At 39.5% G+C, this 13,683-nt stretch carries 13 protein-coding genes; 3 read left to right on the plus strand and 10 right to left on the minus strand.

Translation table 11 applies throughout. The features are described 5' to 3' along the window. Window positions 1-62 precede the first annotated feature (62 nt). The 5 genes from murA to pyrE all read right to left on the minus strand — a co-directional run bounded on the left by murA (window position 63) and on the right by pyrE (window position 6,433). Window positions 63-1,367, minus strand: a complete 1,305-nt coding sequence (gene murA, locus AWN68_RS10075) for a UDP-N-acetylglucosamine 1-carboxyvinyltransferase (RefSeq protein WP_068414877.1) — start codon at window positions 1,365-1,367, stop codon at window positions 63-65. A 3-nt stretch (window positions 1,368-1,370) separates the two neighbouring features. After that, window positions 1,371-2,009: a DUF4290 domain-containing protein gene (locus AWN68_RS10080; RefSeq protein WP_084362824.1), complete on the minus strand. Its 639-nt coding sequence runs from the start codon at window positions 2,007-2,009 to the stop codon at window positions 1,371-1,373. A gap of 171 nt (window positions 2,010-2,180) precedes the next feature. Next, the gene (locus tag AWN68_RS10085; protein ID WP_068414882.1) at window positions 2,181-4,451 is read right to left on the minus strand and encodes an ATP-dependent helicase; all 2,271 of its coding nucleotides are present in this window, start codon (window positions 4,449-4,451) and stop codon (window positions 2,181-2,183) included. Between the two features lie 215 nt (window positions 4,452-4,666). Next, on the minus strand, window positions 4,667-5,761 hold the full coding sequence (locus AWN68_RS10090) for a glycosyltransferase family 4 protein (protein WP_068414885.1): 1,095 nt from the start codon (window positions 5,759-5,761) through the stop codon (window positions 4,667-4,669). 21 nt (window positions 5,762-5,782) lie between these two features. Next, window positions 5,783-6,433, minus strand: a complete 651-nt coding sequence (gene pyrE, locus AWN68_RS10095; RefSeq protein ID WP_068414888.1) for an orotate phosphoribosyltransferase — start codon at window positions 6,431-6,433, stop codon at window positions 5,783-5,785. 188 nt (window positions 6,434-6,621) lie between these two features. Here pyrE and AWN68_RS10100 point away from each other — a divergent pair, with 188 nt between their 5' ends. Then, the gene (locus AWN68_RS10100; RefSeq protein ID WP_157716158.1) at window positions 6,622-7,218 is read left to right on the plus strand and encodes an NUDIX hydrolase; all 597 of its coding nucleotides are present in this window, start codon (window positions 6,622-6,624) and stop codon (window positions 7,216-7,218) included. Here AWN68_RS10100 and coaD read toward each other — a convergent pair. The 5 genes from coaD to AWN68_RS10125 all read right to left on the minus strand — a co-directional run bounded on the left by coaD (window position 7,215) and on the right by AWN68_RS10125 (window position 11,665). Continuing rightward, window positions 7,215-7,670, minus strand: coding sequence for a pantetheine-phosphate adenylyltransferase (gene coaD / locus AWN68_RS10105; RefSeq protein WP_068414893.1), 456 nt, complete (start codon window positions 7,668-7,670; stop codon window positions 7,215-7,217). The genes AWN68_RS10100 and coaD overlap by 4 nt on opposite strands. A 16-nt stretch (window positions 7,671-7,686) precedes the next feature. Then, window positions 7,687-8,511 (minus strand): DUF3822 family protein, encoded by an 825-nt coding sequence (locus AWN68_RS10110; RefSeq protein WP_157716159.1) that lies wholly within the window; start codon window positions 8,509-8,511, stop codon window positions 7,687-7,689. A gap of 60 nt (window positions 8,512-8,571) precedes the next feature. After that, window positions 8,572-9,150, minus strand: coding sequence for a hypothetical protein (locus tag AWN68_RS10115; RefSeq protein ID WP_068414901.1), 579 nt, complete (start codon window positions 9,148-9,150; stop codon window positions 8,572-8,574). Between the two features lie 383 nt (window positions 9,151-9,533). Continuing rightward, window positions 9,534-11,114, minus strand: a complete 1,581-nt coding sequence (locus tag AWN68_RS10120) for a TlpA family protein disulfide reductase (protein ID WP_068414904.1) — start codon at window positions 11,112-11,114, stop codon at window positions 9,534-9,536. Between the two features lie 59 nt (window positions 11,115-11,173). Next, on the minus strand, window positions 11,174-11,665 hold the full coding sequence (locus AWN68_RS10125) for an NUDIX domain-containing protein (RefSeq protein WP_068414907.1): 492 nt from the start codon (window positions 11,663-11,665) through the stop codon (window positions 11,174-11,176). Window positions 11,666-11,703: 38 nt separating this feature from the next. Between AWN68_RS10125 and AWN68_RS10130 the strand changes: the two genes are divergently transcribed. Then, a complete protein-coding gene (locus AWN68_RS10130) occupies window positions 11,704-12,159 on the plus strand; it encodes a PaaI family thioesterase (RefSeq protein WP_068414910.1) in 456 nt (151 codons plus the stop codon). A gap of 3 nt (window positions 12,160-12,162) precedes the next feature. Then, a complete protein-coding gene (locus AWN68_RS10135) occupies window positions 12,163-13,563 on the plus strand; it encodes an ATP-dependent DNA helicase (protein WP_068414913.1) in 1,401 nt (466 codons plus the stop codon). The last annotated feature ends 120 nt before the right edge of the window (window positions 13,564-13,683 follow it).

Raw genomic sequence — 13,683 nt, forward strand, 5'->3', positions numbered from 1 at the left:
CTTTGAGTAGTTAGGTTGAACCTGAATATTAGCTCAATATAACATGAATGGCTTCTTAAACCTTATTGTCTTTGAATCTTAGCTCCTAAAGCGTTTAGTCTTTGATCAATGTGTTGGTAGCCTCTGTCGATTTGCTCAACATTGTCAATCACACTGGTGCCTTCGGCAGAAAGCGCTGCAATCAGCAAGGCTTGTCCTGCACGAATATCGGGTGAAGTCATTCGAATTCCCTTTAACTTTTGTTGACGGTTTAGGCCAATGATGGTGGCCCTATGTGGATCGCAAAGAATGATCTGAGCACCCATGTCAATCAACTTGTCTACAAAGAACAAGCGGCTTTCAAACATTTTCTGGTGTACTAAAACGGTTCCTTTGGCTTGTGTCGCCATAACCAAAATAATACTTAAAAGGTCTGGGGTTAGCCCTGGCCAAATGGCATCGGAAATGGTCATAATAGAACCGTCAATAAAGGTTTCTATTTCATAATGATCTTGACCTGGGACAAAGATGTCATCACCTCTAAACTCCATTTGAACACCCATTTTTCTAAAAGTATCGGGAATTAAACCAAGCTGATCAATGCGACAATCCTTAATGGTGATTTCAGATTGAGTCATGGCGGCCATTCCAATAAAACTACCGATTTCAATCATATCAGGCAGCATGGTATGCTCTGTTCCGCCAAGCGAATCAACGCCTTCAATATGCAATAGGTTAGAACCTACTCCGGTGATTTTCGCACCCATTCTATTGAGCATAGCGCAAAGCTGCTGTAGATAAGGCTCGCAGGCAGCATTATAAATGGTGGTCTTCCCCTTGGCCATTACGGCTGCCATTAGGATGTTGGCCGTACCCGTAACCGAAGCTTCTTCCAAAAGCATATAAGTGCCTTTCAGTTGTGAAGCATCAATGTGGTACATACCAGTTTCGGCTTCGTAAAGGAAGCGTGCTCCTAGTTTTTGAAAACCAATAAAGTGGGTATCCAGCCTTCTTCGGCCAATTTTATCACCACCAGGTTTTGATATTTTTGCTTTTCCAAAACGGGCTAAAAGTGGCCCTAGAATCATTACCGAACCACGGAGCGATGAAGCTTTGGTTCGGAACTCTTCAGTTTCTAGATAATCAATGTTTACATTTTTTGCACAAAAGCGGTAACTCTCAACCCCCAAAAATTGTACTTCGACACCCATGGCACCAAGTAATTCAATGAGCTTGTTTACATCACGTATGTCGGGGACTTTGTGAAGTGTGACAGGTTCAGAAGTGATTAAAACAGCACACAGAATTTGTAATGCTTCGTTTTTAGCACCCTGTGGAGTAATTTCTCCATTCAGTTTAGTGCCGCCTTCAATTACAAAAGATGCCATTAATTATGCGCGTCTACGTTTTGTGTAATTCTTTTTTCTGTTTTGGTTAGATGGCCCAGAAGATGGTCTTCTTTCTCTTACGCTGGTATTGAAAAGGCCTTCTTCTTTGATTTTTTCGATATTGACTACCAATTGGCCTTTCGACATTCTGTGAATGTGCTGAGCAATTACTTCGTCTTCAATATTGTCTTTGTTCCAGTTAGAAAAGAAGCTTTTCATTAAACGACCGATGTGAATAATAGCATTCTCTCGAGACTCTTCATCTTCCATTTCAACCGCTAATTTCACCATCATCTCAAGATTCCTACCATAATGGCGGAATTTGATCTCATTGGTTTTATAAGCCATACGCTGTGGCTTCTTGCCAATTGATTCTTTTTCAGGCATTGGAAAAGGAGACTCTACGTCTAAATCAAAACGTGACATGATGTATAAATCATCCCATACTTTTTGATCGTATTCGGCATTTTCGCGAAGCAAATTGGGGTTAATCTGACGCATAAGGTCAGTTAGTGTTTGTGCGTATTGGTTACGCTTTTCTTTGTCTTCAACGGTTTTGATATATTCTACCAGTTTCTGTACGTTTCTACCGTATTCCTTCTGGATTACATCTTCTCTTTGGGTATTATATTCTAAACTCATGTTTTTACTTTTCACTACGAAATTAACAATTATTCTGGAAGAAGAAGGTCTATTTGATCGTAGATATTCATCGGTTTGAGCACCGTTTTATAAAATGGATCCTTCTTTCGGGATTAATATAAACCTAACGCTTAAGGCGCGGGGTTGTTATGGCAGTAAGTTAATTCTTTTTTATTCTACAATCCTCAGCTTTGCAAAGCTTAATAGCAGGGTTTTTTCGCCAAAGCTCTCAAATATCACTTTTGCTTTTTTGTTAGAGCCTTCCACATCCATTTTATGAACCTTGCCAAAACCAAATTTAGGGTGCTCCACTTTCATTCCTTCTTTAAGGTTTGAAATATCACTCGGAGTGAAATTATCCGAAGGCTTATGGTACGACATCGGCTTTTTAGGCGCAGCATTTCTATTCGCAATTAAATTTCGAGCGTAGTTTGAGCCTACTTCTGGCGCATTTCTACTAGGGCTGAGGCTTGATGGTTTTTGTTCTCGACTCCCGTATTTTGTATTTACCCTGATGTAGCTAGGATCTACTTCTTCAATAAATCTGCTAGGTTCGCAATTGAGTAAACGACCGTAACGGTACCTCGAAAGGGCATAAGAGAAGTATAGGTTTTCCTTTGCCCTAGTGATTGCCACGTAGAACAGACGCCTTTCTTCTTCCAAATCGGCCCTGCTGCTCATCATCATTTGCGAAGGAAAAAGGTCTTCCTCCATGCCCACAATGAATACATTCTTAAATTCAAGTCCTTTGGCCGAATGAATCGTCATTAAAGTCACTACATCCGTCTCTTCATTTTCCTTGTCATTATCCGTTAACAAGGCAATGTCCTGCATGAAGTTATTCAGCGATTTGTCTTCAACTTCTGGCGTGTCGACAAATTCTTTGATGGCGTTCAATAATTCCTGAACGTTTTCATAGCGGTTCAGTCCTTCAATGGTTTTGTCTGCGTACAACTCTTTTAATAAACCAGAGTTTTTGGCAATGTGACTGGCGGTTTCAAAGGCATCTTTGGTTTCAACATATATTTTAAAACTTTTGATCAACGTAACAAAATCGTTGATGGCATTTGCAGCTCTGCCGGGTAAAAAGGAGTTGATATTGGTAAGTACTTCCCATAGCGGAATATCATGTTCGAAAGCCGCTACCACAATTTTCTCTACCGAAGTAGGACCGATGCCACGTTTCGGTAAATTGATTATTCTTCGGAAAGATTGTTCATCGTTAGAGTTGATGGCGAACCTAAGGTAGCCCATCAAATCCTTAATTTCTTTTCTTTGGTAGAAAGAGAGTCCACCATAAATACGGTAGGCAATACCTGACTTTCTTAAGGCTTCCTCAATTGAACGCGACTGGCTATTTGTTCGGTACAGAATAGCGAAATCTTCGTTTTTATAGTTGCGATTCGCCTTTTGTTCAAAAATTTCCGAAGCTACAAAACGTCCTTCTTCATTGTCTGAAACCGACTTTATCAACTCAATTTGGTTGCCATCGTTGTTGGCGGTCCAAACGGTCTTTTTTAGTTGGCCTTTATTTCTTCCAATTACAGAATTAGCCGCGTTAACAATGTTTTGGGTAGAACGATAGTTCTGTTCCAGTTTGATCACCTTCAGGTCTGGAAAGTCCTTTTCGAAATTCAGAATGTTCTCAATATCCGCTCCACGAAAAGCGTAGATACTTTGTGCATCATCACCTACTACCGCTATGTTTTGATTGACAGCCGAGAGCTTTTTGGTGATTAAGTACTGGGAAACGTTGGTGTCTTGAAACTCATCCACCAGCACGTACCTAAACCGATGTTGATATTTGTTCAACACATCTAAGTGATCTCTAAAAAGTACATTGGTATTGAATAGCAAGTCGTCAAAATCCATGGCGTCTGCTTTTTTACAACGCAAACTGTAGGCCTTGTAAAGCATGCCCATTTCTGGTTTCATGGCCGTATCATCGTCAGCCTTGTAAATAGGGTTGGTAGTGTATTCTTGCCAAGAGATTAACCGATTCTTCGCACTCGAAATCCTACTGAGCACAGTGTTTGGCTTATACACTTTGTCGTCTAAACCATATTCTTTAACAATGTTTCTGATCAGAGACTTAGAATCGTCTGTATCGTAAATGGTGAAATTGCTTGGGTAGCCTAACTTCCCCGCCTCGGCCCTTAGAATTCTAGCAAATACAGAGTGAAAAGTGCCCATCCAAAGGTTTCTGGCATTAGAGCCCACTACGCTTTCAATCCTTTCGCGCATTTCTTTTGCAGCCTTATTGGTAAAGGTGAGGGAAAGAATATTGAACGGATCAACCCCTTTTTCCTGCATTAGGTAAGCGATTCGGTAGGTAAGCACCCTTGTTTTTCCGGAGCCGGCACCTGCAATAATCATGGTGGGGCCTTCCGTGTTCACTACTCCTTCGTATTGAGGCTCATTAAGGGAAGAGAGGTAATCCATTCTGCACAGTTTTCAACCTGCAATTTAAGCTTTGATTCTAGTTTTTGGCTATTAAACCTGAATTATGCATTAGACTTTCTATTCCATAGATAAATTACTTCAAAAGAGTCCCTTAACATATATTTATTGAATCACCATAGCTATGCTATGTCTCTTCAATATAAGTAACTCTTTTTTTGTGCTTTATCTCTTCATCACGAAATCCAATGCGTAATTCAAGTTAAACTATAGAAGTATTCCTCATAATTAAGAATTGTATTCTCCATGCTGAAAGTCTCGAAGGCGGTGGTTAACCCGTTTTTAATAAACTTATCTATGGTGGGCTGATCGGAGAGGAGCTGCTTTATTTTTGATGAGAGTTCAGTAATGTTCCCGTTTTCGAAGAGAAAGCCATTGTAATCGTTCTGAACTACATCGGCTATGCCCCCAAAGTTGGTGGCAATTACAGGGCATTTCATCGCCATAGCTTCAATCAATACTAAGCCGAAACCATCCATGGTAGAAGCAAGAATGTTGATGTCGAACAAACGGTAGAGGTTCAGCACTTCTTTTCCGGAGACATCACCCAAACAGATCACTTTATTTTTAAGGCCGAATTGTTCAATGTAGGGTGTCAGTTGGCTTTGTTCTATCCCCGCAAAAACGAGTTTAATACTTGGATCATTGAGTTGAGCGACCGCCTCAATAATTTGTGGCTGTTCTTTGAAACGTGAAACACAACCGACAACTTTCTCACCAGGCTGAATACTGAGTTTGTTTCTGAAATAGTCAACAGATTTTTGGCTCCATTGGTTGAGGCGCTCTGCAGGAATACCATTATGAATTACTTTTAAATGATCTTTTGGGTAACCTTTATCAACAAAAATAGTTTTTAGTCCTTCACTAATCACCACAATTCCAGCAGTGTTTTTCACATAAAACCATTTCTGTAACCAGCCGCCAGCACTCAATGGGTTTTGTCTGCGGGTGTGTACTATTTCAACTTTGAGATTGTACCTCAGTTTTGCGAAAATGGCAGTGTAGCGATCGTAGCTCGACTGGGCATTAATTACTTGAATGCGATGTTTTTTTACTGCATCTCTGATCTGTCGCCAGTTCTCAGTATCAAACTTCCCTTTGAATGTCATCGGGATTCGCTGCACTTTGCTGCCGTCCAGTAAATCCCAAATAAGCATGTCTTGCCTGCAACCCACAAAAACCTCATGCCCTTTTTCGGCCAGCCCTTTTGCCAAATAAGCAATAGAGTTGGTGGAACCTGCCAAACCGCCTTGGTAGGTAATAAAAAGAAGCCTGAGTTTGTCTTTCGGCATATTTTAGATGTACAGTGCTTATTAACCCTTCCAGTTGGAAGGGTCCTGTCTCCACTTTTCTAAAGAAGCTAGGTCGTCTTGGTTCACATATCCAAGTTCCTTCGCCTTTTCAAGCATTACTGAATAGTTACTTAAGCAATGAAGCTTAATTCCTGCTTTCTCAAAATTATCGTCCGCCAACGGAAATCCATAAGTGAAAATGGCCAACATGCCCAACACTTCATAACCCGCTGCTTTTAGTGCTTCGGCTGCTTTTAAAGAACTTCCTCCAGTAGAAACCAGGTCTTCTACAATCACCACTTTTTGTCCTGGAGCAACCTTTCCTTCAATTAGGTTTTCCATGCCATGCCCTTTTGGTGAAGAGCGCACATAGATAAACGGAAGCTCCACTTCATCGGCAAGTAAAGCACCTTGTGGAATACCTGCGGTGGCTACTCCAGCAATGGATTGAGCCTCTGGATACAATAATTTACAGGCTTCGGCAAGCGCCTTTTTTATATAAGTTCTGGTCGCTGGAAAAGAGAGCGACAGACGGTTATCACAATAAATTGGAGATTTCCATCCCGAACTCCATGTAAACGGTTGAGACTTATTAAGTTGAATTGCTTTTATTTCTAATAAATCTGAAGCAACTCTTAGTGCAGTATCTTTAGGGGTGCCTATTTTTTCCATGGCACGAATTTAAGGGATTTTTTTTCTGAAATTTATAAACCCAACACAGGTATTGTTCTTAAAAAATATTTCATATTAGCAAAAATTAGTGCTCACATTAGATGAGAATATACATCAAAGATAAGCCTCTCCGAATCAAACGGCCGGAGGAAGTTAAGGATCATTCTAAATTCGATCTTGTTATAAACGTGGATGACGTTATCCTGAATGAAAAAGCATTCAGAGGTAATATGTTGATCACGAATGCTTCGCAAGGAATGATAAAGTCATTGCTCTTCATTTTGCATCATAGCAAGTTAAAAGGCTTCAAATCAGTTACGCTGATAACCCCTGAGTATGATGAAACTATTCGTTTGATTAAGGATAAGTTTAAGATAATCAAGGCTGCTGGTGGAGTGGTGGAAAAGGACAACAAAGTGTTGATGATCCACCGGTTAGGAATGTGGGATTTTCCGAAAGGTAAAATTGAAGGAAAAGAGAGTGTTGAGGCGGGAGCTAAGAGAGAAGTGGAAGAGGAGTGCAGCGTAAAGGTGCATGTAAAGGAAGAAATTTGCGTTACTTGGCATACTTATGTACGTGGGGGCAAAGATATTCTAAAGAAAACAAGTTGGTTTTTGATGGATAGCCTTGATGATTCTAAAATGAAACCTCAAGTAGACGAGGACATTGATGAAGTGAAATGGATGAACTCTAATGAGGTTAACGTAGCACTTTATAATACCTACCGTTCCATCAAGCATGTGTATAAAAAGTACAAGAAAAAAAGAGGGAAGAAGGCCGTTTAAAGCTTGTAGGGTATAAATTCCTGAACATCGCCACCATAGCGATGAACTTCTCTGATAATAGTAGAACTGACCGATGATAGCTCTGGAGATGTAATCAAAAATACAGTCTCAAGTTCATTGTTTAGGTGTCGGTTCACCTGAGATATACTGTTCTCGTATTCAAAATCTGTTGTGTTTCTTAAACCTCGAACGAGGTATTTAGCACCCATTTTGCTGGCTAAGGTGGCTGTGAGTTCATTATAAACCACGACAGAAACTCTTGGTATTTTGCTGAAAGTTTCCTCGATTTTCTTTACCATGAACTCGATATCGAAGTATCTATTTTGTTTGGCAGTATTGTAACCTATCGCTATCACCACTTCATCAAAAATACCTAAAGACCTCATTACAATGTCTTGATGTCCTTTGGTGAAAGGATCAAAAGAACCAGGGAAAATAGCAATGCGCTTCATAGCAATGGGGTGTTTGTTATGAATTAGTGGTAGAGAGACTCCCAAATATTTCTACGTGTTCGTAAAGCTCTATTTCATCAAACTGATGACTTGTTTTAAATTGTGTAGACCTTTTACCCAAGCTAAGGTTTTTAAAGTATTTTTTCAGCAATGGTTCCAAGCTTTTTATTCTGTCTTGAACGCCCCAAAGTATAATCGGAGTGTCCTGACCTTCTTGGCTAAATTGCTGAATACACATTAGAATCAGTTTGGGCAACTGTTTTATGTCTGTAATTTTAAACTGATTGTAAATCATTAATTTTTGCCCACTAAAACCTGCAAGCATTAAAGTGTCTGAATTACAATTGAGATACAAAACTGGTTTTTTGATTTTAAGTAGTTGGTTCTCAATACTATTCAAAAAGGTAGAGCCTTCGTGGAAGACATGAATGCGGGCCCTTTTGTATTTTGAGAAGAACCAATCTTGAATGACTGAAGGATAGCCAAAAACATAAGTGGCTGCCAATGATTTGTGTTGGTGTATGGCATAGTTATCCAACTCGGGATTACTATCCGTATTAAGTCTTATGTAGTTGTAAGCTGCATCTTCATCAAACAAAAAACTGGGGACCAGACAGAATTGATTATTTCGGATATAGATATGGATAGTTGGCCAAAAACCAGCAGGTACTAGCTCATGCTGGTCATGGATTTTGTTTAGGAAATCAATAGGGGATGATTCAATGAGATAATTTTCGAATAACAAAAGCTTCTGCTTTTGTTCATCAAATACAGTGATTTGACAATCCCGGTCACCAATAAAAAACGAAAGACGACATTGATCAATGTGATCAATGTTCATTCTTTCGTCTTTAATTTTTATGAGTTGTTGGTTTGTAACAGTACTCACTATAATGATTTACTACCAGTTACCTGAAGTGGTGATTTCAGTTCTAGAACCGAAACGTAAGGGTCTTCTATTTTTAATTTCGTTATCCTCTGTTCTTGATCTGTCGAAAGGATAAGTATCAACTACCTCAACATAATCTACACTAACACCTGAACGAATCGAATCTTTTGCATAAAGCGAAAAGTATTTATCTGGAGCGTGCGGTAATTTTGGAAGGTTCATTGGATTGAAATTAGGTATTTTAAACAATGAATCTCTCACTGTTCTAAAACCTAAAGTGTCATAAGAAAAAGTTGAAATTTCTTCACCGTAAGCTTGAGGAGTAATGGTTTCAGTTCTTTGGATTAACCAAATTTTACCACTGTCCACATAAGAGATTAGTTTCTCCCATGTATCGGCATAGTCACCGTAGGCAACTTGGTATGCAATTTGGGCATCACGAATGAGCTCAAGCTTGGCTTTTACCGTAGCTTCTACTCTTTCAATTTCTTTTGCTTTCTCAATAGTTGAGGCGATGCTGTCATAAAGGAAGTAGCCAAATGTTATGGCTCCTATGAATATGACTACAGTAAGGATTTTAGTTAGGCTCATTTTTAAGGTTGATCTTTTTGCGAAAATAACTATTTTATTAGGTAACTGAAATAAATTGAACTGCTATTTTATGCAATTCTAATGAATTTTGAAATAACCTGTCTGATTTAAAAGGCTTTTCGAAACTAGTAATATTTTGAATAAGATGGTGCAACCGACCGTCAGGGTTTCGTTTTATTTCTTCAAAGGGTTTAAAATCCGTTTGAGCGATGATTTGAGAATCAGCTTCTGTTTAAGTGTATACGCCTTTTTTAGCTTTTTCTAATTTTTTCAAGCTCAATAATATTTTTTACAATTTAATAGTTGATCGAGACGCTCATATACGCAAATGAGGTTTTTTGATTCCAATGATCAAAATCGGAGTGTTAATATCCCCACATTCACTAGCTGCTTGAAGCGTTTAGTACCTTCATCAACTGTGCTTTTAGAAGCTCTGATTCACTTGGCCTTGGAGCGTCTTTGTTTACCAATCGTCCATTGGTATCATAAATCATGTAGCGCGGAATGAATTGAATTTCTAAATCATCCATTTGCAATGAATTATCCGCATTCATGATTCGGTAATTGGTACCTCCCTCTAGCTCTAATTTTTTTAATGCCTTTTGCCATGGGGCCTCTGTTCGGTCAGTAGAAAGGTAGAGGTAGACGATGTTTTCGTTGTTTAGCTCGCTTTGTAATTTTTTAGAACTTGGCATTTCAGCAATACAAGGGGCACACCAGCTGGCCCAATAATCAACATAAATGACTTTCCCTTTGTTGGCCGAAATGAATTCATTCAGAGTTCTAGTTTTTCCGCTATTGTCTACCAATTGAACATCATCATCTATTTCGAATTTGACATTATACTTTTTGACAAAGTCATTAAATAACAACGTGTCTTGATAGTCATTTTTGAATTTGGTGAGGTACTTAAGTCTGGTTTCAATATTAAAGTGTGCAGCTTCAGAAAGCATTTTGTCCACGTTTTTGTACTGAAAAAGTTTTCGCTCGGTTGGACTGAATTCGGTGGACGCCTGTATTGAATCGTATGAGGATGGGTAATTCCATGTACGACTTGCGCTTTCTCTCCCTTTTATTTCGAGCATCTCTATTGGATAGAGTCGTTTGGCTTTGGTTTCTATGAAACTTTGGTAAACCCCTGAAACGAGAAGAGAGTCATTTCTAACGGCAAGCATGGGGTGATCTCTTTCTAAGTCTTTGAGTATTTGACGTAAATACTCGAAGTTTTCTTCCTCAGGGACATACCTTAATTCGGTCACTTTATTGGTTAGCTTCCAATACAAGTCACTTAGCATGGCATTATGATGTTGTTCCGTGATAAGACCTTTTTCTCTGAATGAGTTGATTCGTTTAATGTCTTCCGTTAATTCTTGATTCAATACTTTCCCCATCTTGATTCTGTAGTTTCTATCAAACTCTTGAGAGCTAATGGTCTTGTCTTCACCTCTTGAGTATAGTCTAAAGCCCAGTAGAGAGTGATTAAATATAATCATAGCAGGTAAATCGTCTTGGTATACAGAGTCTCGTTGGTTTAGGCTAAAGTTTGTAATCTCCGTATTTTCTTTTCGGTTAATGATTTTGGCTATTGGCTTCTTTCCCTCATAGTCAAAAACTACGGTGTCCCCCTTCTGAAAATAATAGGTGAGTTCATCCAAGGCTTTATAGGTAAGCTTAACTTCAAGCAAGTCACGCTTCGTGTTTATGGCCACTGTGTCTGAAGGAGAGTTGACTTCAAAACGATAGCGGGTGGGTATAAACTCATCGTTGATGATTGCTATTTGATGCGGGTGAGTCATGACAGGTTGGTCATGAAAAGTAGCCAAAGTGTATTTAGCATGCGATTGTGGGTTCTTGAAAATTAGAACCACCTGATCTGGCAATTGGGGCTGATCTATTGGCTTGGCTTTGTGATCACTACAGCCTAAACTCGAGATTAAGATCAGTAAAATGAGGTGTTTGTTCATAACATTTGGCTTATTCTATAAATATATAGAAATACCACATTCATAAACTAATTATTTAGTTATTTGTTTCTCAAATAACCAGTTCTGCTTAAAAGGCTATCAAAGCTGCTTATGTTTTGAATCACATAATGCAAATGTGCTTTTGGGAGTTGTTGTATTTCGGATAGAGATTTAAATTCGACTTCTGTGATGATTTGTGCATCAGCCTCCATTTCAGGATCAGCACCTTTTTTGAGTTTTCCGCCCGTTATTTTGATTTCAAAAAATAATTCAATGCCATGCAGCGGTGGATCGAGGTATTCATGCACAAATAGAAATTTTACTGCTTCAATGTGTAAATGGGTTTCTTCCATAAACTCACGCTTTAGTGCTTCATGGGCATTTTCTCCATACTCCATGCCTCCGCCCGGTGGCGCCCATAAAGAGCCCTGTTTACCCAAAGCGGTATGGTGAACCATCAGCAGGCCTTCTTCGGTAATGCATATTCCGCAAACACGAACCCGAAGTTTTTCCCCATAATTAGATTTGATTTTGGATTCCAGTGAGTCCATAAATAGGAGATACGATATATTTGTCCAAAATTGAAAAGATGATAAAGGTATTGAATCCCAACTTTAAATCAAGAATCGAGAAATTCCTTGAAAGGCAATATTTCATGAAGCTGGTAGGCTTTGATTTGAATGTGATTGAAGCGGGAACTACGGAAGGTTGGTTGACATTGACACAGGAACATCAGCAACAAACAGGTTTGGTACATGGAGGCGTTACAGCTACCGTGGCCGATATTGTTGCGGGCTTTGCTGCATATACGGTTGTGCCAGAAGATCACCATGTAGTGACGGGAGAGATCAAAATCTCTTATTTCTCTAAAGGAAAGGGAGATAGACTTCATGCCATTGGCAAAGTGATTAAGCAAGGTAGAAAACTGAACTTCTGCGAGGCGGAAGTGTGGTGCTTAGATGGAGAGAAAAAAACATTGATTGCTAAAGCCACTACTACTATGGCTACCATTTTCCCTGAAGACATCTCACGCGCTAAGCAATAACCATTGGCAAAACCTTCTGAAATATTATTGAGCAAATTCCCTTTTGAGCCCACTTCGGGTCAAAAGGAACTTTTCCGTATGTTCGATACATTTCTACTGGACAAAGATTTAGTAAAGCCTACCCTGACCATTCGAGGTTATGCCGGAACGGGTAAAACTACTGTCATTGGAGCGGTGGTAAATATGCTTCCCTTCTTCAATATGAAGTATGTGTTGATGGCACCCACAGGCCGAGCGGCCAAAGTGATGTCTTCTTATTCCAAACGCACGGCTTTTACGATCCACAAAAAGATCTTCCAACAAACGGAAGAACCAGGAGGAAGTCTTCGCTTTTCTCGACAGAAGAATTACCATACGAATACACTCTTTATAGTGGATGAAGCTTCAATGCTTTCAGACCAATCGGATTATGGCACCAAGGGTTTGTTGACCGAGTTGATGGACTACGTGTTTGAAAAGGAGGGGAACAGACTCTTGCTGATTGGTGATGTAGCCCAGCTACCGCCAGTAGGTAGTGCCGAAAGCCCAGCTTTGGAAGCTTCTTATCTAAAACATAATTTCAAAACCGATAACTTTTCCATTGAGCTTACCGAAGTAATGCGTCAGGAGGAATCTTCGGGAATTCTTTTCAATGCCACACAGCTTAGGAGAGAGCTAGGCAAGGAAAAGTTTGATATTAAGTTTACCACAGGTCAGTTTAAAGATATTTTTAAAATGACTGGAGAAAAGCTGGAAGATGGCCTTCGCTATGCTTATGATAAATATGGCACCGAGAATACGGTGATTGTTTGTCGGTCGAATAAAAATGCGGTGCAGTACAATCAGTACATCCGCAGGGCCATTCAATATAGAGAAGACGAATTGGAGGCTGGAGATATATTGATGATTGTTCGGAACAACTATCATTATTTGCCAGAGAATACGCCTGGAGGTTTTTTGGCCAATGGTGACTTTGTCGAGGTAATGAAAATCGTTCGCTTCGAAGATGTTTACGGATTACGTTTTGCCACCCTTAACCTGCGATTACTAGATTACCCTGACCATGAACCTTTTGAGGCGAAAGTAATTTTAGACACACTTTATACTCCAGAGGCATCATTACCGAGTACCGAGCAGAAAAAGCTTTACGAGCAAGTGGTAGAAGACTATGCAGATGTGGAATCGAAAGGCGAACGAATTAAGCTGATCAAGAAAGACCCTTATCTGAATGCCCTGCAAGTGAAATTCGCTTACGCGCTTACCTGCCATAAATCTCAGGGTGGGCAATGGGAGGCCGTTTTTGTAGACCAAGGTTACCTGAATGAAGATATGATAGATCAGGATTATTTGCGCTGGCTGTATACAGCTGTCACACGTGCCTCAAAGGAGCTTTTTCTCGTTAATTTCCATCAGAAATTCTTCTGATTTACCTTTTCTCAGAAACTGTTTTTAGTCTTTTTGGTGAATTGATTCACCGATAGTTATGACTTTTGGTGAATTAATTCACCAAAAGTCATTATATTTGAGTTGGTTTTAGTGAGATTA

It is taken from the genome of Roseivirga echinicomitans (genome assembly GCF_001592935.1).
Classification (GTDB): domain Bacteria; phylum Bacteroidota; class Bacteroidia; order Cytophagales; family Cyclobacteriaceae; genus Roseivirga; species Roseivirga echinicomitans.